21 protein-coding genes are annotated in these 20892 nt (G+C 68.9%); 19 read left to right on the top strand and 2 right to left on the bottom strand.

The genetic code is table 11. From position 1 onward, the window contains the following. The first annotated feature begins 10 nt into the window (after positions 1–10). The 4 genes from GEMRO_RS0119010 to GEMRO_RS0118995 are packed head-to-tail and all read left to right on the top strand — an operon-like array spanning position 11 to position 4091. The gene (locus tag GEMRO_RS0119010) at positions 11–1087 is read left to right on the top strand and encodes an ABC transporter ATP-binding protein (protein ID WP_027135274.1); all 1077 of its coding nucleotides are present in this window, start codon (positions 11–13) and stop codon (positions 1085–1087) included. Then, positions 1084–1959: an ABC transporter permease gene (locus GEMRO_RS0119005; RefSeq protein ID WP_027135273.1), complete on the top strand. Its 876-nt coding sequence runs from the start codon at positions 1084–1086 to the stop codon at positions 1957–1959. The genes GEMRO_RS0119010 and GEMRO_RS0119005 overlap by 4 nt, the downstream gene beginning before the upstream one ends. Next, entirely contained in the window at positions 1956–2744 is a 789-nt protein-coding gene (locus tag GEMRO_RS0119000; RefSeq protein WP_240476719.1) for an ABC transporter permease, read from the top strand. The genes GEMRO_RS0119005 and GEMRO_RS0119000 overlap by 4 nt, the downstream gene beginning before the upstream one ends. 45 nt (positions 2745–2789) lie before the next feature. Continuing rightward, positions 2790–4091, top strand: coding sequence for an NAD(P)/FAD-dependent oxidoreductase (locus tag GEMRO_RS0118995; protein WP_035485607.1), 1302 nt, complete (start codon positions 2790–2792; stop codon positions 4089–4091). A gap of 25 nt (positions 4092–4116) precedes the next feature. Here GEMRO_RS0118995 and ccmD read toward each other — a convergent pair whose 3' ends face one another. Then, on the bottom strand, positions 4117–4341 hold the full coding sequence (gene ccmD, locus GEMRO_RS0118990; protein ID WP_027135270.1) for a heme exporter protein CcmD: 225 nt from the start codon (positions 4339–4341) through the stop codon (positions 4117–4119). 195 nt (positions 4342–4536) lie between these two features. On the opposite strand from ccmD, the gene GEMRO_RS0118985 reads away from it, so the two are divergent. The 7 genes from GEMRO_RS0118985 to GEMRO_RS30565 all read left to right on the top strand — a co-directional run bounded on the left by GEMRO_RS0118985 (position 4537) and on the right by GEMRO_RS30565 (position 12716). Further along, the gene (locus GEMRO_RS0118985) at positions 4537–7272 is read left to right on the top strand and encodes a [protein-PII] uridylyltransferase (RefSeq protein ID WP_027135269.1); all 2736 of its coding nucleotides are present in this window, start codon (positions 4537–4539) and stop codon (positions 7270–7272) included. A gap of 13 nt (positions 7273–7285) precedes the next feature. Then, entirely contained in the window at positions 7286–8815 is a 1530-nt protein-coding gene (gene murJ, locus GEMRO_RS0118980) for a murein biosynthesis integral membrane protein MurJ (RefSeq protein ID WP_027135268.1), read from the top strand. Positions 8816–8882: 67 nt separating this feature from the next. Continuing rightward, positions 8883–9878: a tryptophan--tRNA ligase gene (gene trpS, locus GEMRO_RS0118975; protein WP_027135267.1), complete on the top strand. Its 996-nt coding sequence runs from the start codon at positions 8883–8885 to the stop codon at positions 9876–9878. Positions 9879–9951: 73 nt separating this feature from the next. After that, positions 9952–10911: a DUF2333 family protein gene (locus GEMRO_RS0118970; RefSeq protein WP_051329238.1), complete on the top strand. Its 960-nt coding sequence runs from the start codon at positions 9952–9954 to the stop codon at positions 10909–10911. A gap of 41 nt (positions 10912–10952) precedes the next feature. Further along, entirely contained in the window at positions 10953–11507 is a 555-nt protein-coding gene (locus GEMRO_RS0118965; RefSeq protein ID WP_027135265.1) for a NifU family protein, read from the top strand. A gap of 22 nt (positions 11508–11529) precedes the next feature. Further along, on the top strand, positions 11530–12180 hold the full coding sequence (gene tsaB / locus GEMRO_RS0118960) for a tRNA (adenosine(37)-N6)-threonylcarbamoyltransferase complex dimerization subunit type 1 TsaB (protein ID WP_027135264.1): 651 nt from the start codon (positions 11530–11532) through the stop codon (positions 12178–12180). A gap of 2 nt (positions 12181–12182) precedes the next feature. After that, positions 12183–12716, top strand: a complete 534-nt coding sequence (locus tag GEMRO_RS30565; RefSeq protein WP_051329237.1) for a GNAT family N-acetyltransferase — start codon at positions 12183–12185, stop codon at positions 12714–12716. On the opposite strand, the gene GEMRO_RS0118950 is transcribed toward GEMRO_RS30565, so the two are convergent. Continuing rightward, positions 12713–12952, bottom strand: a complete 240-nt coding sequence (locus GEMRO_RS0118950) for a sulfurtransferase TusA family protein (RefSeq protein WP_027135263.1) — start codon at positions 12950–12952, stop codon at positions 12713–12715. The two genes, GEMRO_RS30565 and GEMRO_RS0118950, sit on opposite strands and share 4 nt — an antisense overlap. A 114-nt stretch (positions 12953–13066) precedes the next feature. On the opposite strand from GEMRO_RS0118950, the gene GEMRO_RS0118945 reads away from it, so the two are divergent. The 8 genes from GEMRO_RS0118945 to metK all read left to right on the top strand — a co-directional run bounded on the left by GEMRO_RS0118945 (position 13067) and on the right by metK (position 20892). Then, positions 13067–13495: a MucR family transcriptional regulator gene (locus GEMRO_RS0118945; RefSeq protein WP_027135262.1), complete on the top strand. Its 429-nt coding sequence runs from the start codon at positions 13067–13069 to the stop codon at positions 13493–13495. A 138-nt stretch (positions 13496–13633) separates the two neighbouring features. Further along, positions 13634–14995 carry a tRNA (N6-isopentenyl adenosine(37)-C2)-methylthiotransferase MiaB gene (gene miaB, locus GEMRO_RS0118940; protein WP_027135261.1) on the top strand — a complete coding sequence of 454 codons (1362 nt, stop codon included), beginning with the start codon at positions 13634–13636 and terminating at the stop codon, positions 14993–14995. A 14-nt stretch (positions 14996–15009) separates the two neighbouring features. Continuing rightward, entirely contained in the window at positions 15010–16050 is a 1041-nt protein-coding gene (locus GEMRO_RS30560) for a PhoH family protein (protein WP_051329655.1), read from the top strand. Beyond that, complete coding sequence (ybeY, locus tag GEMRO_RS0118930) at positions 16047–16556, top strand: rRNA maturation RNase YbeY (RefSeq protein WP_027135260.1); 510 nt, start codon at positions 16047–16049, stop codon at positions 16554–16556. Before GEMRO_RS30560 ends, ybeY begins: the two co-directional genes overlap by 4 nt. Beyond that, complete coding sequence (locus GEMRO_RS30555; protein ID WP_157505648.1) at positions 16553–17470, top strand: hemolysin family protein; 918 nt, start codon at positions 16553–16555, stop codon at positions 17468–17470. The genes ybeY and GEMRO_RS30555 overlap by 4 nt, the downstream gene beginning before the upstream one ends. Beyond that, a complete protein-coding gene (lnt, locus tag GEMRO_RS30550; protein ID WP_051329236.1) occupies positions 17463–19025 on the top strand; it encodes an apolipoprotein N-acyltransferase in 1563 nt (520 codons plus the stop codon). The genes GEMRO_RS30555 and lnt overlap by 8 nt, the downstream gene beginning before the upstream one ends. 21 nt (positions 19026–19046) lie before the next feature. Next, positions 19047–19568: a helix-turn-helix domain-containing protein gene (locus GEMRO_RS30545; RefSeq protein WP_084507197.1), complete on the top strand. Its 522-nt coding sequence runs from the start codon at positions 19047–19049 to the stop codon at positions 19566–19568. A gap of 151 nt (positions 19569–19719) precedes the next feature. Beyond that, entirely contained in the window at positions 19720–20892 is a 1173-nt protein-coding gene (metK, locus tag GEMRO_RS0118910; RefSeq protein WP_027135259.1) for a methionine adenosyltransferase, read from the top strand.

Raw genomic sequence — 20892 nt, 5'->3', positions numbered from 1 at the left:
CCAAACCTTCATGGCTTCGTCGATCACGATTCGCGATCTGTCCAAGAACTACGGCGCGTTCGCCGCACTCGCCGACGTCTCGATCGACATCCAGGCCGGCCAGTTCGTGACCCTGCTCGGGCCTTCGGGCTCGGGCAAGACGACGCTCCTGATGAGCATCGCCGGGTTCTCCCACCCCGATCGCGGCAGCATCCGGATCGACGACCAGGAGATCCTGGGCCTGGAGCCGGACAAGCGCGACATCGGGGTGGTGTTCCAGAACTACGCGCTGTTCCCGCACATGTCGGTCGAGGAGAACGTCGCCTATCCCTTGAAGCTGCGTCGGATCGGTGGCCAGGAGCGGGCGGCGCGGGTCGAGCGCGCCCTGCAGGCGGTGCAGATGGACGGGTTCGGCCGCCGCCGGATCCACGAATTGTCCGGCGGGCAGCGCCAGCGCATCGCGGTGGCCCGGGCCATCGTGTTCGAGCCGCGCATCATCCTGATGGACGAGCCCCTGTCCGCCCTGGACAAGAAGCTGCGCGAAGAGATGCAGATCGAGCTGAAGGCGCTGCACCAGACGCTCGGCCGGACCATCGTCTACGTCACCCACGACCAGAAGGAGGCCCTGACCCTGGCCGACCAGGTGGTGGTGATGAACCGGGGCCGGATCGTCCAGAAGGACAGCCCCCGCGACATCTACGAGCAGCCGGCCAGCCGCTTCGTCGCCGACTTCATCGGCAATGCCAGCTTCCTGCCGCTGCACGGACCAAGCGCCGCCACTGTCGAGCCGGCCGTATCTCATGGCTACCGCCAGCGCAGCCTGGACGGCCATCGCCGGCCGCTCCTGGTGATCCGCCCGGAGAAGATGGAGATCGTCCCCCCCGGCCATCGCGAACCGGGCTCGTTCTACATCGACGCCACCGTCGGCGAGGTGCTGTTCCAGGGCGACCTGGTGATCGTGTTCGCCAGGCTGGGCAACGGCGAGGTCGTCCGCCTGCAGCGCGGCACCAGGCGGACCACGCTGGCGGCGATCCCGCCGCGGGGCAGTCCGGTGCGCCTGGCGGTCCACGAGGACGACGCCATCGTCGTCGACGACGAGCTGCCATGACCGGCTATGCTGCCACGGGCACGGCCGCGCCTTCGCGCGAGGCGGCGGTCCGGCCGTTCCGCCCGCTCCACTGGCCGTTCGCGGTCCCGGCGGTGATCGTGACGCTGGTCGTGCTGCTGCCGTTCCTGTGGCTGGCGCTGCTGTCCTTCGTCGACCAGGGCAGCCTGTCGCTGGTCCACTACCAGCGGATGCTGGAGAACCAGAGCTATGCCAGCATCCTGGCGGACACGGTCCTGCTCAGCCTGCTGGTGACCGCGATCGTCATCGTCCTGGGGATCCCGACCACCTATTTCATCGTGCGCCAGCCCCCGCTCCTTTCCCTGGTGCTGCTGGGCTGCGTGGCGATCCCGTTCTGGACCTCGCTCCTGGTGCGCACCTACGCCTGGATGGTGCTGCTGCAGCGCAAGGGGCTGATCAACACCTGGCTCCTGGACCTGGGCATCGTCGACCGGCCGCTGCGGATGGCCAACAGCTTCACCGGCACCACGATCGGCATGGTCCACATCATGCTGCCGTTCTTCATCTTCCCGCTCTTCTCGGCGATGCGCCAGATCGACCCGGACATGGTGAAGGCGGCGCGCAGCCTGGGCGCCAGCCGGACCCGGGCATTCTGGAGCGTGTTCCTGCCGCTCTCCACCCCCGGCATCATGGCCGGCGGGCTGTTGTCCTTCGTCCTTTGCCTGGGCTTCTACGTGACCCCGCAGCTCTTGGGCGGCGGCAACGTCACCACCATCTCCATGAAGATCCAGCAGAACGTCACGATGTATGCCGAGTGGGGCGCCTCCAGCGCCCTGGGCCTGGTGCTGCTGGTCCTGGTGCTGGCCTGCTTCCTGGTCTCGCAATGGATCGTGCCCCGGAGGCTGCGCTCATGAAACGGCTCTGGCTGGGCGTCCTCGCCACTGCAGTGCTGATCTTCCTGCTGGTGCCGGTGTTCATCGTGGTGCCGATGAGCTTTTCCGACGCCAGCTACCTGGAGTTCCCGCCGCGCGCCTGGTCGCTGCGCTGGTACCAGGAATATTTCGGCTCGATCGAATGGATGGCCGCGACCCGCACCTCGCTGGCGGCGGCGGTGTGCACGGTGATCATCGCCACGCCGATCGGATTTGCCGGCGCCTACTGCATCGACAAGCTGCAGGGCACGGCCCGCAACGCGCTGATGGGCCTGCTCCTGTCGCCGCAGCTGATGCCGGTGATCCTGCTCGCGATCGGGGTGTTCTTCTTCTACATCCAGCTGGGCCTGGTCGACACGTTTCCCGGGGTGGTGCTGGCCCACGTGGCGCTGGCCATCCCGTTCGTGGTCACCACCGTGGTGGCGGGCCTCAGCCGGTTCGACCGCAACCTGGAGCACGCCGCCCGCAGCCTGGGCGCATCGCGCCTGCGCGCGATCGTCGACGTGGTGCTGCCGCAGGTGAAGATGTCGGTGATAGCCGGCGCCCTGTTCGCCTTCGTCAGCTCGCTGGACGAGGTGGTGATCGGCCTGCTGGTGGCCGGCGGCTCCAACACGGTGCTCACCCGGATGATGTTCATGTCGCTGCGCGACCAGGTCGACCCGACCATCGCCGCGATCTCGACGCTGCTGATCGGCGTGTCGCTGATCGCGGTGATCCTGTTCGTGTTCGTCGAACGGGCGGCGGGCAAGCCCGCCCGGGCCAACTGACCGGCGCCCTCCCAGATCCACCGCTGCAGGAAGTAGACGGCAATCATGGCTTCTTCCGTTCTGGCGCCCGATGCCAAGTCCACCTCGTTCTGGTGGGAGGGCCATGACCAGGCTTCCCTGCAGCAGAGCGAGGGCAGCCCGCCGGACCGGGCCGACGTGGTGGTGGTCGGCAGCGGGTTCACCGGCCTGTCGGCGGCGCTGACCCTGGCCCGGGCCGGGCGCCAGGTGGTGATCCTGGACGCCGAGCAGCCCGGGTTCGGCTGTTCCACCCGCAACGGCGGCCAGGTCGGCCCCAGGTTCGGCCCATCCTTTGCCGAACTCAGCGCCAGCTACGGCGTCGAGCGGGCGACCCGGCTCAAGCGCGAGGGCCACAACGCCTACGACTACCTCACCGCCCTGATCCGCGACGAGGCGATCGAGTGCAGCTTCGAGACCAGCGGCCACCTACTCTGCGTCCACGCGCCCGGGCGGTTCGGACCGGCGGCGAAGGCGGCCGAGGCCGAGCAGAAGGCGTTCGGGATCGAGGCGCAGGTGATCCCGAAGAGCGAGCAGCATCGCGAGGTCGGCTCGGACGCGTTCCACGGCGTGATCCTGTTTCCCGGCGGCGGCGCCCTCGACCCGATGCGCTACCATCGGGGCCTGCTGGGCCGGGTGATGGCGGCCGGGGCCATGCTGTTCGCCGGGCAGAAGGTGCTGGGCGTCGAGCGGGACGGCCAGGACTTCGCCGTGGCGCTGCCCGGGCGCACGATCCGCGCCCGCGACGTGGTGCTGGCCACCAACGGCTATACCGGCGACGCCACGCCCTGGTGGCAGCGGCGGATCATCCCGATCGGCAGCTACATCATCGCCACCGAGGAGATCGACCCGGCGCTGATGGCGAAGATCTGCCCGAAGCGGCGGATGCTGCACGAGACCCGCAAGGTGGTCTATTACTACCGGCCCTCGCCCGACCAGAAGCGCATCCTGTTTGGCGGGCGGGTGGCGCTGTCGGAGACCGACCCCAGGATCAGCGCGCCCAGGCTGCACGAAGCGATGGTGCGGGTCTGGCCGGAACTGCAGGGCGTCAAGGTGAGCCACAGCTGGATGGGGTTCGTGGCGTTCACCTTCGACCACCTGCCCCATGTCGGCAGCCAGGACGGCGTCCACCATGCCATGGGCTATTGCGGCAACGGGGTGCCGCGCTCGACCTATTACGGGCACAAGGCGGCGCTGAAGGTCCTTGGCCGGCCGGAGGGTGCGAGCGAACTCGACCCGCTGGAGTTCCAGACCCGGCCGCTCTACCGCGGCACGCCCTGGTTCCTCGCCCCCTCCCTGCTCTACTACAAGCTGCGCGACCGCTTCGCCTGACGCCCTTCCTCGTTGAAGGAGCGGTTCACGCATCCGGCGGAGGGGTTGTCTCCCGGCGCGGGCGGATCACCGCGGGCTGCCGGGCCGGCCGCTGCGCGCGCATCCGGCCGCGCAGTTCCTCGAGCTCGGCCTCCTTGGCCCGCATCCGGCGCAGCGACAGCAACCAGAGTCCACCCAGCACCAGGATGGTGAATCCGAACGCCGGCCATACATAGACTGCATAGCCGCTCATGCGCAGGAACTCGCTCATGGGCGGATCGTCCGGGAAGCCGGGCTTTCCCGCAAGCACAGGGCACGGTAAGCCGCATCGGGATATGGCGGGCTTGGTGGAAGGTAGTCGGATTTGGACGCGAGCACCGGAGCTCCGGTCGGAGGTCATGACAACGCAGCGCGGCCGGGGCGCGGTCCGGAAGCGGATCGCCGGCGAGCCGAAACTGCGCCTAGCATGCCTCGGGCGGAAGCTCCATCGCTGCCCGATGCGGCCTCGATCCGGGCGGCGGTCCAGGCGCTGGGCGTGGACGGGATCTCCGACTTCCCGGCCCTCCTGGGCGCGCTGAAGCGCATCCACGACGACGCCAGGCGCGCGATCCGGGACAGCTTCGAGGCAGGCGGCAAGGCCAGCGCCACGGTCGGCGCCCTGAGCGGGGTGATGGACGGGCTGATCCAGGGCCTGCTCGACCTTGCCAGCGCGCATGTCTACCCGACCCCCAACCCGACCAAGGGCGAGGAGTTCGCGGTCCTGGCGGTGGGCGGCTACGGGCGCAGCGAGCTCTGCCCGCATTCCGACGTCGATCTGCTGTTCCTGGTCCCCTACAAGCGCACCCCGGTCGCCGAGCAGATCGCCGAGTTCGTGCTCTACCGGCTCTGGGACCTGGGCCTGAAGGTTGGCCACGCCACCCGCTCTACCGCGGAATGCATCAAGCTCGCCCAGCAGGACCTCTCGGTCTCCACGGCACTCCTGGAGGCCCGGCCGCTCTGGGGCGACGAGGGCTCGATCGGCGAACTGCGCGACCGCTACCGCAAGGAGATCGTCCAGGGCCACGAGGCCGCCTTCATCGAGGCGAAGCTGGCCGAGCGCGACGACCGCCACCTGCGGGTCGGCGACAGCCGCTACCTGCTCGAGCCCAACGTCAAGGAGGGCAAGGGTGGCTTGCGCGACCTCCACACGCTGGGCTGGCTGGCGCGCTTCGTCTATGGCGCCTCCGACCTGACCGCCCTGGTCCAGTCGGGGCTGCTGACCCGGCGCGACCTCGCCACCTTCAAGCGCTCGCACGCCTTTCTCCTGGCGGTGCGCTGCCACCTGCACTGGCTGACCGGGCGGGCGGAGGACCGGCTGACCCTGGACGTGCAGCCGGAGATCGCCAGCCGGATGGGCTTTCGCGCCCGGGTGCGGGCCAAGGGCGTCGAGCGCTTCATGAAGCGCTACTACCTGGCGGCGCGCGAGGTCGGCAACCTGACCCGGATCGTGTGCGCCGCCCTGGAGGAACAGCATCGCCGCCGGCCGAAATTCGCGCTCCCGCGCTTCGGTTTGAGCCGCAAGCGGGTCGACGGGTTCATCATCCAGGGCAATCGGCTGGCGCTGGATGACCCGGCCACCTTCCAGAACGAGCCGGTGCGGATCCTGCAGCTGTTCCAGACCGCCGACGCCCGCGGCCTGGACATCCACCCGGCCACCCTGGCCGCGGTCGGCCACGCCTTGCCGCGCATCGACGCGGCGCTGCGCGACGACCCGCATGCCAACCGGCTGTTCATGGAGATCCTGACCTCGCGCCGGGATCCCGCGCTTGGGCTGACCCGGATGAACGAGGCGGGCGTGCTCGGCAAGTTCGTGCCGGATTTCGGGCGGATCGTCGCCCAGATGCAGCACAACCTCTACCACGTCTACACCACCGACGAGCACACGATCCGGGCGATCGACATCCTGCGCCAGATCGAGGATGGCCGGATCGGCGGCGAGGTGCCGCTGGCGACCGAGCTGTTCCCTAAGCTGCTCTCGCGCCGCGCCCTGTTCGTGGCGGCGTTCCTGCACGACATCGGCAAGGGCCGCGGCGGCCGCCACTCGGAGGTGGGCGCCACGATCGCCCGCCGGCTCTGCCCGCGCTTCGGCCTGGCGCCGGAGGAGACCGAGACGGTGGTCTGGCTGGTCCGCCACCATCTCCTGATGAGCGACACCGCGTTCCGGCGCGACCTGGAGGATCCCAAGACCATCCAGGACTTCGTCGACGTGGTGCAGTCGCCGGAACGGCTGAAGCTGCTCCTGGTGCTGACGGTCTGCGACATCCGCGCGGTCGGCCCGAACGTGTGGAACGGCTGGAAGGGCCAGCTCTTGCGCGAGCTGCACCACGAGGCCGAGGCGGCGCTGCAGTCCGGCGACCCGCGCGGCCGGCGCAGCGCCCGCACCAACCGGGCCAAGGGCGAGCTGGAACAGGCGCTCCTGACAGCCCCGGACGGCTGGTGGACCCGCGAGCGGATCGACCGGCACATCGCCCGCCACGACCCGCGCTACTGGCTGGGCTTCTCCACCGAGGAACTGGTCCGCCACGCCGAGCTGATCCGGCAGACCGAAAGCCAGGCGATGCCGATCGGCATCGACTTTCGGGTCGACACGTTCCGCGACCGCTCCGAACTGCTGCTCTACGCCCCCGACCATCCGGGCCTGTTCATGAAGGTGGCCGGCGCCATCGCGCTGGGTGGTGCGAGCATCGTCGACGCGCACATCTTCACCACCACCGACGGCACCGCCCTGGACATGCTGGGCTTCCAGGACGCCGAGAAGCATGTCGCCGTGGACGATCCCGAGCGCCTGCAGCGGATCCGCACCAACCTGATCAAGGCTCTCTCCGGCGAGATCTGGCTGGAGAAGGCCCTGGCCGGACGGCGCAGCCTGCCGGCCCGCGCCGACGTGTTCCGGGTCGAGCCGCGCGTGCTGCTCGACAACAACGCCAGCCGCACGCATACCGTGATCGAAGTGAACGGGCGCGACCGGCCGGGCCTCCTGTTCGACCTGGCCAAGGCGCTGAAGGAATCGGGCCTCGTGATCAGCTCCGCGCATATCAGCACCTATGGCGAGCGCGTCGTCGACGTCTTCTACGTCAAGGACGTGTTCGGCATGAAGGTCACCGTGCGCAGCAAGGTCATGAAGGTGCAAAAGCAGCTCACCGAGGCGCTCAGCCTGACCTGAGCGGGAGCAGGGCTTGAGCTGGCTGCGTGCATCCTCGGTCGTCGCCTCGGCGACCCTCGCCTCCCGTCTCCTGGGCTTCCTGCGCGACGTGCTGATGGCGCAGGCGCTGGGCGCGGGCGTGGCGGCCGACGCGTTCCTGGTGGCGCTGAAGATCCCCAACCTCCTGCGCCGGCTGTTCGCCGAGGGCGCGTTCGGCGCGGCGTTCGTGCCGCTGTTCAGCCAGGTCCATTCCATGGAGGGCGAGCAGGCTGCCCGGGCGTTCGCCAGCCGCGCCTTCACCATTCTGGGCGTGCTGCTCACGCTTTTGACCGGGCTGGCGCTGCTGGCGATGCCCTTGGTGATCACCGTGCTGGCGCCGGGCTTCGACCTGGCCGACCCGCGCCACGACCTGGCCGTCGAACTGGCCAGGCGCACCTTTTCCTACGCGCTGTTCGTTTCGCTCACCGCGCTGCTGGCCGGGGTGCTGAACGTGCTCGGCCGGTTCGCGGTGGCGTCGCTCGCCCCGGTGATCCTCAACCTCGTGATGATCGGCGCCCTGCTGACGGGCGGCGACGACCCGGTCGCCCAGGCGCGCCTGCTGGCGCTGGCGCTGCCGGTGGCCGGGGTGCTGCAGCTGGCGATGCTCTGGCTGGCCTGCCGGCGGGCCGGCATGGCGGTCTCCCTGCGGCCGGACCTGCGCGACCGCCACCTGCGCCCGCTGGGGCGGCGGATCCTGCCGGGCCTTGCCGGGGCCGGGATCTACCAGGTCAACGTGGTGATCGTGACGATCATGGCGACCGCCCTGGCCCCGGGAGCGGTGTCGTTCCTTTACTTCGCCGACCGGCTGGCCCAGCTGCCGCTGGGGCTGATCGGGGTGGCGATCTCCACGGCGCTCCTGCCGATCGTGGCCCGGCGGATCGCCGAGGGCCGCCTGGAGGCGGCGCGCGCGCTGCGCGACCAGGCCGCCGAGGTGGCGCTCCTGCTGACCCTGCCGGCCGCCGCCGGCCTCACCGCCCTGGCCCTGCCGATCGTGCGGATTCTGTTCGAGCGGGGCGCCTTCGACGCGCTGGACGCCGCGGCCACCGCGAGCGCGCTGCAGGCCTTCGCCCTGGGCCTGCCGGCCGCCGTGCTGGTCCGCATCCTCGCGGCCAGCCTGTTCGCGCGCGGCGACATGCGCACCCCGCTGGTGGGCGCGTCGGTGGCGCTGGTGGTCACGCTGCTGGTGGGGCTCGCCACACTGCGCCCGCTCGGCCATCTGGGCCTGGCGGTGGCGGCCAGCCTCGCCAACTGGGCGAACCTGACGGTGCTGGCCTGGCGTTTGCGCGGGATCGAGGGACGCGCCTTTTCCCGGCGCACCAAGCTGCGCGCGCTGGGCGCCCTGGCCTGCGCGGTGTTTGCCGGGTCGATGGCCCATCAGGCCTTCACCGAGCTTCACCATATCGGCCGGCTGACCGGGCTCGCCAGCGCCATCCTGGTGGGCGGGCTGGCCTTCTTCGCGATGGTCACGGTGGTGCGGGTGGTCCGGCCGCGGGAACTCGTCGCTCTTTTCCGGGACCGCGCTTGACGGAACAGCCCCGACCGGCCATCCAACCGCGCTCAGCTATACCCGATCCCGATCCGAAGGCTCGTCCATGTCCGGCCGTATCTTCTCCGGCGTCCAGCCGACCGGCGCCCTGCATCTCGGCAACTATCTGGGCGCGATCCGGCATTGGGTACGTCTGCAGCAGGACTACGAGGCGATCTACTGCATCGTCGACCAGCACGCGATCACCCTGCCGCAGGACCCGAAGGAACTGCGCGGGGCGACCCGCGAGGTGGCCGCGGCGCTGATCGCCTGCGGCATCGACCCCACGCACTCGATCCTGTTCAACCAGTCGACCGTCACCGCCCACTCCCAGCTGGCCTGGGTGCTGATGTGCCAGACGCCGATCGGCTGGCTGAACCGGATGACCCAGTTCAAGGAGAAGGCCGGCAAGCAGCGCGAGAACGCGTCGGCCGGGCTCTATACCTATCCCGTGCTGATGTCGGCCGACATCCTGGCCTACAACGCCACCCACGTGCCGGTGGGCGAGGACCAGAAGCAGCATCTGGAGCTGGCGCGCGACACCGCCGGCGCCTTCAACCGGCAGTTCGGGGTGGAGTTCTTCACCCTGCCCGAGCCGATGATCCTGGGCGAGGCCACCCGGGTGATGTCGCTGCGCGACGGCACCAAGAAGATGAGCAAGTCCGACACCTCGGACTATAGTCGCATCAACCTGACCGACGATGCCGACACGCTGGCGCAGAAGATCCGCAAGGCGAAGTCCGACCCGATCGAGGGCGTGAGCTTCGACCCGGAGAAGCGGCCGGAAGCCTCCAACCTGCTGACGATCTACGCGGCCCTGGCCGACCGGCCGCGCCAGGCCGTCGAGGACGAGTTCGCCTCCGCCAACTTCTCGACCTTCAAGAACCGCCTGGCCGAGCTGTGCGTGGAGAAGCTCTCGCCGATCACCACCGAGATGCGCCGCCTCCTGGCCGATCCGGCCGAAATCGACCGGATCCTGGACCAGGGTGCCGGCCGGGCCGACGCGATCGCGGGGCCGATCCTGCGGCAGGTCTACGACATTGTCGGCTTCCGGCAGGGGTGAACCTTTCACCTGAGCCTTTCGATGGCGGGGCCGACGCGCCATCTCCCAGGCAGTTGCCCCCGCCAGAGGATCGATGATGGCCGTATCGGACGTGCACCCCCCTGCCCGGCGCCCCTTGCTGCGCCGGGTCCTGTTCGGCCTGCCGGCCCTGATCGTGCTGGCGGTCGCCGGCTGGTACCTGATCGGCATGGCGGTGGTGAACCGGATCGACGACGACCCGGACTTCGCCATCGCCACCAGCGCGCCGGAGAACGGATCCCGGGCGATCGCCGCGATGGCCGACCTGGTCGAGCGCGAGATCGACGTCAACGAGTGGACGCCCAACGAGCCGTTCTTCAAGCCGGGCGTGCTGCTCGACAACATGCCCAACTACCAGACCGGGCTCCTGGCGGCGGTGCAGCGCTTCGGCGTGTCGGTGCGCGACCGGCTGGCGCGGGCCCGCGGCTCCTCCCAGGCCGATGCCGACCTGACCCGGGCGATGGGCCTGCTGGCCTATCCGGGCAATGTCTGGGTCTGGAACCCGACCACCTCCTGGGCCCCCACCGCCACCAGCGAAAGCCAGTACCGCCAGGCGGTCCAGGCGCTGCGCGCCTACAACCAGCGGCTTGCCGCTGGCGAGGCCGTCCTGGAAAAGCGGGCCGACAATCTGCTGGACAGCCTGGACGCGATCGCCGCCGATCTGGGCTCGACCTCCGCCGCGATCTACCAGGCCATCGACCTCAGCCAGAACCGCTGGTTCGACTTCTCGGCCGACGACCTGTTCTATACCGACAAGGGCCAGCTCTACGCCTACTACATCCTCCTGCGCGAGTTGGGTCTGGACTATGCCGACGTGATCGCCGAGCGGGGTGCTGCCTCGAACTGGGCGGAGATGCTGGACAGCTTCCGGATGGCCGCGATCCTCCAGCCCTGGGTGGTGGTGAACGGTGGCCTGGACAGCCAGGTGAAGCCCAATCATCTGGCTGCCCAGGGCTTCCTTCTTCTGCGCGCGCGCACCCAGTTGCGGGAAGTGACCAACATCCTCTTGCGATGACGTCCCGGCCTCGCCACTTCAGCCGCACGGAGAGCAATACCATGTTCATTCAGACCGAGCAGACGCCGAACCCGGCGACGCTCAAGTTCCTTCCCGGCCAGACCATCATCGAGGGCGGCCAGGTCGAAGTCCTGGACGCTGACGAGGCCGAGCGGGTCTCGCCGCTGGCGCGCCGCGTGTTCGGCGTGGACGGCGTCCGCTCGGTGTTCATCACCAAGGACTTCGTCGCGGTGACCAAGCAGGCCGCCGCCGACTGGTACCTGCTCAAGCCGGCCGTGCTCGGCGCCATGGTCGAGCATTTCATGTCCGGCGAGGACGCGGTCATCCAGCAGGCGTCGCCCGAGCCGGCCGTCGAGGCCGAGGACGACGAGACCGTCGCCAAGATCAAGGAACTCCTGGAGACCCGGGTGCGCCCGGCGGTCGCCAACGATGGCGGCGACATCGTGTTCCACGGGTTCGAGCGCGGGGTCGTGTACCTGCACATGAAGGGCGCCTGCGCCGGCTGCCCGTCCTCGGTGGTCACGCTCAAGAACGGCATCGAGAACCTCCTGCGCTATTACGTGCCGGACGTGGTCGAGGTCCGGGCTATCGACTGACTTAGGGCCAGGGACGACGAGGTTGCGGATCCTCGCGATCGACGGAGCCGGGCCGGTCGCCGTGGCGGCCTGCGGCCGCGGGCCGGACGGCCCGCTGATCGCGGGATCGGCTAGGCGGGCGGCCGGCGCCGATGCCGATGGCCTGCCGCTGCTCGTGGAGCGGTGCCTGCAGCAGGCAAGCTGGCGGAGCGGCCAGGTCGACCTGATCGCCTGCGGGATCGGTCCCGGCGGCTTCACCAGCATCCGGGTCGCGGTGGCGCTGGCGCGGGGCCTGGCCCTGGCGGCCAGCCTGCCGGTCCTGGCGGTCACCTCCTTCCAGGCCCTGGCGGACCGGGCGCGCCGCGAGGGCGTTTCCGGCCCGTTGCGGGTGGTGGTTCCGGGCGGGCGCGGCAACTGGTTCATCCAGGACTTCGACGAGCGGGGCCATCACGGCGAACCAGAGATCCTCGCGGCCCCTCCCGGCGTATTGCCGGACAGGACCCTGGTCGGCTCCGGATGCGAGGGAATGGTCGAACTGGTGGCGGATGCGAGCGACGTGGCGCACGTGGCCTTTGGCCGCCATGCGGCCGGTGCCGGCGGATCGCCGGGAAGCGAGCTGGTGCCGCTTTATTTGCGCGGTGCCGATGCCCGTGAAGGTGCGGGCCGGTCGCTGCTCGACCGGGTGGATCCCTGACCATGGCCCTGATGGACCTGCCCCGTCCCGGCCAGATCGCTGTCAAGAACATCGGCCCTTTTGATCTTGGTCGACTTGCGCGCCTGCACCGCGGCTGCTTCGAGGACGGCTGGTCGCGCTCCGACATCGCCCACCTGCTGTCGCTGCCGGGAGGGTTCGGCCTGATCGCCCGCTGCTTCGATCGCGGGTTCTCGGCGATCGACGGGCTGCGCGGGGTCGGGTTCGCGATTTGCCGGGTGGTGCGCGACGAGAGTGAACTACTGTCGATCGGAGTGCTGCAGTCTTGGCGTCACCGGGGCGTCGCCGGGACGTTACTGGAAGCCTCGATGGTCCGTGCCCATCAGGCGGGCGCCGACGCGATGTTCCTGGAGGTCGCGGTCGACAATGTAGCCGCACAGAGCTTGTATGAAAGATACAATTTCAAACGGGTCGGGACGCGGCTGGACTATTATCATCGCCCGGATGGCCGAAAGATCAGCGCATATACGATGAAGGCCTCGCTGCATGGGCCAAGGTCGCTGCCCGGCCAGAGCTAGTCGGCGCCGCGCCGGACCAGCAGCTCAAAGATCCCGTCATCCACAGCCTTGCGGCTGACGATCTCGTGACCGTGATCCGTAAGGGAAAACGGAACGTTAACGAGCGGTTCACCTTCGCGAAGCCGAATGCGCAGCATGTCGCCGGGAGACATTCTTTCCAGCGCGAGCTTGGCTCGCACGAAGGTGATCGGGCAGGTGTCGGCGGTGATGTCGAGGGTTGCTTCAGAAGAGGCCATTTCATCTACCTTTTTTTGTGAGGACTTTTTGAAAAGCCCCCTTGCAGACGGTGGTTGAGGAAATATAGTAGTGGCTCGTGTATTACCAAGTAGGCCGGGAGCCCTCACGCAGAGATGGCGGAACAGTTGACCCAGAACGAACTCCTGTCGCTCACGACGGAGATCGTCGCGGCACACGTGTCGAACAATACGGTGTCGTCCACCGAACTCCCCGACCTCATCAGGCTCGTATATTCCTCGCTGTCGACCCAGGGCGTCGAGATCAAAGAAGAGCCCCAGGAAAAGCTGACTCCTGCCGTTCCGGTCAAGAAGTCGGTGACGCCGGAATATATCATCTGCCTTGAGGACGGAAAGAAGCTGAAGATGCTCAAGCGGCATCTGAAGACCCGTTACAACATGTCGCCCGAGGACTACCGCAAGCGCTGGGGCCTGCCCGACGACTACCCGATGGTCGCACCGGCCTATGCGGAGCAGCGCTCCTCGCTGGCGAAGAAGATCGGTCTCGGCACCAAGCCGCGTGCGCGTGGCCGCCGGGCCGGCTGAACCGGTCCGGTCGTTCCCGGAGCGTGCGACGGCGCTTCCTCGGGAAGCGCCGAAGTCCCTTTGGGAACGAAGCGTAACTTGACGGCTCAGGCGGCGCTGGGAATAACTCGCCGCATTGGAACCATCCCTGGTTGGCGGGTGACGAAAAAGCTCTTCATCAAGACCTATGGCTGTCAGATGAACGTCTACGACTCCGAGCGCATGGCCGGAGCGCTTTCAGCCCATGGGTATGCCGCCACCGACCAGATCGAGGACGCGGACCTCGTCGTCCTCAACACGTGTCACATCCGTGAAAAGGCCGCCGAGAAGGTCTATTCCGAGCTCGGCCGGATGCGCCTCCTGCGTGACCAGCGACGTGCCGGCGGCAGCGATCTCACCATCGCCGTGGCCGGCTGCGTCGCCCAGGCCGAGGGCGAGGCGATGCTGCAGCGCGCCCCGTTCATCGACGTGGTGGTCGGACCGCAGGCCTATCACCGCCTGCCGGAGATGCTCGCCCAGCGCGGCCGCGTCGCCAGCGGCATCGTCGACACCGACTTTCCCGTGGAAAGCAAGTTCGACGAGCTGCCGGCAGTCTCGACACCGTCCGGTCCGTCGGCCTTCCTCACCGTGCAGGAAGGCTGCGACAAGTTCTGCACCTTCTGCGTGGTCCCCTACACCCGCGGCGCGGAGACCTCGCGCCCGGTGGCCGCAATCCTGGCGGAGGCCCGCCAGCTGGCCGACCAGGGCGCCTGCGAGATCACCCTGCTCGGCCAGAACGTCAACGCCTTCCACGGCCAGGCCGCGGACGGCGGGACCTGGGGCCTGGGCCGGCTGATCCGCTCGCTGGCCGAGATCGAGGGGCTGGCGCGGATCCGCTACACCACCTCCCACCCCCGCGATGTCGACGACGAGCTGATCGCCGCCCATCGCGACGTGCCGCAGCTCATGCCGTTCCTGCACCTGCCGGTGCAGTCGGGCTCCGACACGATTCTGGCCGCCATGAACCGCAAGCATCGCGCCGAGGACTATCTGCGGATCGTCGACCGGCTCCGGGAAGCGCGGCCGGACCTGGCGCTGTCGTCCGACTTCATCGTGGGCTTCCCCGGCGAGACCGACCAGGACTTCGAGGCGACGCTGCGGCTGGTCGAGCAGGTCCGCTTCGCCCAGGCCTTCTCGTTCAAGTACAGCCCGCGCCCGGGCACCCCGGCCAGCCTGATGAAGAAGCAGGTCAAGGAGTCGGTGAAAGCCGAAAGACTGGCCGCTCTCCAGGAACTCCTGGAGCGGCAGCGGCGTTCGTTCGACGAGAACAGCGTGGGTGTGCGGATGGACGTCCTGATCGAGCGCGACGGCCGGGATCCCGGCAGCAAGGTCGGCCGCTCGCCCTGGCTGCAGATCGTCCACCTGGATGGCCCCGATCTCTCGGTGGGCGACCTGGTCACCGTGGAGATCACCGGGTCGCATCCGCGCAGCCTGGCCGGCCGGCTGGTCTCCCCACCTGAGAAGCGAGGACGCGCCGCTTGAAGCCGCTCCTGCCGATGGCGGAACTCGATCAGGCGGATCGCCGGGTCGTCCTGCCGGACAATCGGCTCTGTGCCACGGTCTTCGGCCAGCACCACAGTCATCTCGCCCGGATCGAGCAGCAGCTCCCCGTCAACCTGGTGGCGCGCGGCAACGAGGTGATCGTTCATGGCGACGATCCGGACGCGGTCAATTCCGCCGCGACCGTGCTTCAGGAACTCTACATGCGGGCCAAGGGCGGCGAGGATGTCGGCCGCGACGAGGTCGACGCCGCGGTGCGGATGGTGACGGCGGGCGAGCCGCTGCCCACCGACGGTTATCGCGGCCAGCAGTCGGCGGTGCGTACCGAGCGCAAGCTGGTGGTGCCGCGCACGCCCAACCAGGCCCGCTACCTCGAGGCCTTGCAGAAGAACGACCTGGTGCTGGGCCTGGGCCCCGCCGGCACCGGCAAGACCTACCTTGCGGTCGCCGCCGCGGTGGCGGCCATGAAGGCGCGCACCGTCGAGCGGCTGATCCTGTCTCGGCCGGCGGTGGAGGCCGGCGAGCGGCTGGGCTTCCTGCCGGGCGACATGCGCGAGAAGGTCGATCCCTATCTGCGCCCGATCTACGACGCGCTGCACGACCTCCTGCCCGAGGGCCGGCTGGAGCGCGCGATCGAGAGCGGCCAGATCGAGATCGCGCCCCTGGCCTTCATGCGCGGCCGCACCCTGCGCAACGCCGCGGTCATCCTGGACGAGGCGCAGAACGCCACGCCCATGCAGATGAAGATGTTCTTGACGCGCCTGGGCGAGAATTCGCGTATGGTGGTGACCGGCGACGCCAGCCAGTCCGACCTGCCGCCTGGGGTGAAGTCCGGCCTGCAGGACGCGGTCGACCGGCTCGCCGGCATTGAAGGCATCGCGATCGTGCGGTTCGACCAGACAGACATCGTGCGCCATCCGCTGGTGCAGAAGATCGTCCGCGCCTATGAGGCCGACGATGCGCCCGCGACCGACGTCGATGGCGGCGTGGCGCGGACGCTCGGTCGCGGACGCCCCCATCCGGTTCAGGACCAATGAACGACGACAGTAGTCACCCGATCGAGGTGACGGTTGAGGCGGAAGCCTGGCAAACGACCGTCACCGACCCGATCGGGCTCATTCGTGACACCGCTGGACGTGCCCTGGCACAAGCGGCCCCTCCCCATCTCCGCGACGCACATGTCTCGGTCGTTCTGACCGACGATGCGCGCATCCAGGTCCTCAACCGCGACTGGCGCGGCAAGGACAAGCCGACCGACGTCCTGTCGTTCCCGGCCTACGACCCGGACATCCCCCTACCCCCCGGCATGCAGGCCGAGCTCGGCGACATCGTCGTGGCGCTGGAGACGGTGCTGCGTGACGCCCGGGCGGACGACCGTCCGGTCGACCATCACCTGCGTCACATGATCGTCCACGGGATCCTGCATCTCCTGGGCATGGATCACGAGACCGGCGAGGCCGACGCGCAGGCCATGGAAGCGCTGGAGGCAAGGATCCTTTCGGGATTTGGCGTCGCCAATCCCTATGCGGAGGCAGTTCGGTGAGGCAGTTGCAACGGCGGGCGGAACAGAACCCGTCGCTGTTCGGGGATCTGATGCGCCGGCTGCGCAGTTTCGCGGGCGCCGTCGACAATGGCGAAGGCAGCATCCGCACGCGCATCGAGAACATCATCGAAGGCGACATCGGCGACGAGAACAGCGAGAAGCTGGTTCCGGCCGTGCGCGAGCTGGTGCTGAACGCGCTGGCGTTCGGCGAGCTGCAGGTCGCGGACGTGATGGTGCAGCGTCCCGACATCAAGGCGGTGCCGAAGGACGCCTCGCTCGCCAAGGTGCTGGAAACGATGCAGGCCGGCATGCACACCCGCCTGCCGGTCTACGGGACCGCCCTGGACGACGTGGTGGGCATGGTCCACGTCAAGGACCTGCTGCCCTACTTCGCCAATCCGGACGGTTTCGACTTGGCCAAGGTCACCCGGCGGGTGCTGGTGGTGCCGCCCTCGATGAGCGTCCTGGCCCTGGTGCGCGAGATGCGGGACACCCGCGTGCACATGGCGGTGGTGGTCGACGAGTTCGGCGGCACCGACGGGCTGGCCACCATGGAGGACCTGGTCGGCGAGATCATCGGCGAGATCCCCGACGAGCACGACCCGGCCACCGAGGCGCAGATCGTCCGCCAGCCGGACGGCACGATCGACGTGGACGGACGGGCCTATCTCGACGACCTGGAGCAGATCCTGGGCGCCGAGCTGCTCGACGAGGAGACCCGCGAGGAGGTCGACACGGTGAGCGGCCTGATCTCCAGCCTGGTCGACCGGATCCCCGCCACCGGCGAGAGGATTCCGCACCCGGCCGGGTTCACCTTCGAGATCCTGGACGCCTCGTCGCGGCGGATCGAGCGGGTGAAGATCCACGACCAGCGCGCCGAGCAGATCGCGGAAACCGAGGTGATGGGTGACTGAACCGGCTCTTGGGAGCCGGATCGAAACCGTCCTCCTTCGCCGCCCGCTGGTCGCCTGCGCGGTGGCGGGCATCGTCGCCGCCCTGGCCCTGCCGCCCTGGCACGTCCTGCCGGGCCTGCTGGGCCTGGCGGTCCTGGTGGCGGCGATCGCCCGCGCACCCGGGCCCGGCTCCGCCTTCCTCCGCGGCCTAGCCTTCGGGCTGCCCTTCAACCTGGTCGGACTGTACTGGGTCGCCATCGCCTTTTCCGCGGAGCCCGAGAAGTTCGGCGCCCTGGCGGTCCCGGCGACCGTCCTGCTCGCCTTGGTCTGCGGCCTGTTCCAGGCAGGCTACGCCCTGATCCTGAACCTTGCCCGCATCCGCCGTCCGCTGGCGGTGCTGCTGGGCCTGGCGGCCCTCTGGGGTGTCGGCGAATGGGCGCGCGGCGCCATCGTCGGCTTCCCCTGGAACCCGCTGGCGGTGGTCTGGTCGATCAGCGAGGTCAGCCTCCAGCTGGTGGCGCTCACCGGCACCGCCGCCCTCTCCGTGCTCACCGCCATCGCCGCCGGCGCGGTGGCCCTGGCCTTCCTCGAGCGGCGGCCGGGCCTGCGGATCGCCGGGGTTGCGGCGCCGCTGCTCCTGGGCGGGCTGGCCTTCGGCTATGGAGCCTGGCGGGTGTCCGTGCCGCTGCCGGAGCCGACCGGGCTGGAGCTGCGCCTAGTCCAGGCGAACGTCGCGCAGAACCACAAATGGGACCCGTCCCGGCTGCGGGAGAACTTCCTGGGCCATCTCGAGCTGTCCGAGCAGGACGCGCCGGTCCAGCCCCGGATCATCATCTGGCCGGAAAGCGCGGTGCCCTTCTCGCTGGAGGCCGACGAGGTCGCCCGGACTTACCTGGCCAGGCTCGCCGCCAAGGCCGGCGGCTATGTCGTGACCGGCTCGAACCACGTCACCCGCGACCGGCAGGACCAGCTGGTCGCCCACAACAGCGTGTACGTGATCGATCCGGAGGGACAGATCAGCAGCCGCTACGACAAGGTCAATCTGGTCCCCTTCGGCGAATACCTGCCGATGCGCGGGCTCCTGGGCGCGCTGGGCCTCCAGGCGGTCGCCGCCCGCGGCGACTTCCAGGCGGGACCGGAGCGGACCACGGTGGAGCTGCCGGGCATCCCGCCCTTCAGCCCGCTGATCTGCTACGAGGTGGCCTTCCCGGCCAGCGCCACCGATGGCCAGGGCCGCGCCCGGTGGCTCCTGAACATCACCAACGACGCCTGGTTCGGCAACAGCGCCGGCCCCTGGCAGCATCTGGCCCTGGCCAGGATGCGCAGCGTCGAGGAGGGCCTTCCGCTGGTCCGCGCGGCCAATACCGGCATCTCGGTGGTGACCGACAGCTATGGCCGCATCCTGGCGGAACTCGGCACCGGCGAGCGCGGCGTGATCGACGGCCGGCTGCCGGCCGCCCTGCCCGAGCGACCCCTGGGCGGCCAACTTGGTTCACTATGGGGTTGGGTTGCCATCATTGCTATTGCCGCGGGTTGCCTGTTCGTTGAGTATCGTTCACGTGGGTACACCTCCTGAGCGAGCGGACCGCGGACCGCCATGACCGTCGAGCATCCGGACCCGATCGACATCCACGTGGGCAGGCGACTCAAGCTCCGCCGCATGCTGGTGGGCATGAGCCAGGAGCGGCTGGGCGAACTGCTGGGGGTGACCTTCCAGCAGATCCAGAAATACGAGCGCGGCGCCAACCGGATGGGCAGTTCGCGCCTGTTCGCGATCAGCCGGATCCTGGACACCCCGATCGCCTGGTTCTTCGACGAGATGGACGAAGCGCCCGGACCGTCCAAGCCGGCATCTGGCCTCTCCGAGGAGCGCAGCGCGTTCCGCTATGCGCCAGCACCGCGACCTGTGCCCCAGGGCCGCTCCCCGGTGGAGAACCGCGAGACCCTGGAACTGGTGCGCGCCTTTCTCCGGATCGACGACCCGGTCATTCGCCGGCGCCTGTTCGAGGTGGCCCGGGCCCTGGCGGAGCTGCCGGAGCAGCGGCCGGTCGCCGAGCCACCGTTCCCCGCCCGCAACGCGGGCGAATGGTCGCTGCCGCGCTCCCCCCGCTCTTCTTGACCCGCAGGTCCGCGCCGTTCAGAAGCATGCACCGTCACTATGGCGTGCGATCGACCTGACCACAGGATGGCCTGGGTCGCTTCGGGCTGGCGTGGATCCTGTGCATGCCTCGCGTCTGGGTGGGCCCCGTTTTTTGGAGAGTGGGCAGGCTATGGCCTCCAAGGACTATCTTTTCACCAGCGAATCCGTGTCCGAGGGACATCCGGACAAGGTGTGCGACCGGATCTCCGACGAGATCGTCGATCTCTATCTGGCCGAGTATCCGTTCGCGCGCGTGGCGTGCGAGACGCTCGCCACCACCAACCGCGTGGTGATCGCCGGTGAGGTCCGCCCAGGGGCCGACAGCAAGATCGACAGCGACCTGATCACCCAGACTGCCCGCAAGGCGATCCGCGCGATCGGCTACGAGCAGGACGGCTTCCACTGGGAGAAGGCCCGGGTCGACGTGCTCCTGCACGAGCAGTCGCCCGACATCGCCCAGGGCGTCGATGCCGGCGAGAGCAAGGACGAGGGTGCCGGCGACCAGGGCATCATGTTCGGCTTTGCGGTGGACGAGACCCCGGAACTGATGCCGGCGCCGATCTACTACGCCCACGAGATCCTGCGCCGCATGGCGGCCGACCGTCATTCCGGCGCCACCAAGGGCTTCCAGCCGGACGCGAAGAGCCAGGTCACTCTGCGCTATGTCGACGGCAAGCCGGTCGGCGCCACCTCGGTGGTGGTGTCCACCCAGCATGACGAGGGCCTGAAGCCCGCCGACGTGCGCGAGCTGGTGCGGCCCTACGTGCAGTCGGTGCTGCCCGAGGGCTGGTTCCCGCCGGAAGCCGAGTTCTACGTCAACCCGACCGGAAACTTCGTGATCGGCGGTCCCGACGGCGATGCCGGCCTGACCGGCCGCAAGATCATCGTCGACACCTATGGCGGCGCCGCGCCGCATGGCGGCGGCGCCTTCTCAGGCAAGGATCCGACCAAGGTCGACCGTTCGGCCGCCTATGCCGCCCGCTATCTCGCCAAGAACGTGGTGGCGGCGGGTCTCGCGCGCAAATGCGTGATCCAGCTCTCCTACGCGATCGGCGTGTCCAAGCCGCTCTCGATCTATGTCGACACGTTCGGCACGGGCGAGGTGGACGAGTCCAAGCTGGCCCGCGTCCTCAACGAGGTGATGAACCTCAGCCCGCGCGGCATCCGCGAGCATCTCGGCCTGAACAGGCCGACCTATGCCCGCACCGCGGCCTATGGCCATTTCGGCCGCCCGCCCGAGGCGGATGGCGGCTTCTCCTGGGAAGCCCGCAACCTGGTCGACGAGCTCAAGCGGGCCTTCTGA

This window comes from Geminicoccus roseus DSM 18922 (assembly GCF_000427665.1).
GTDB lineage: Bacteria > Pseudomonadota > Alphaproteobacteria > Geminicoccales > Geminicoccaceae > Geminicoccus > Geminicoccus roseus.
This window is presented reverse-complemented; position numbering and strand designations above follow the sequence as displayed.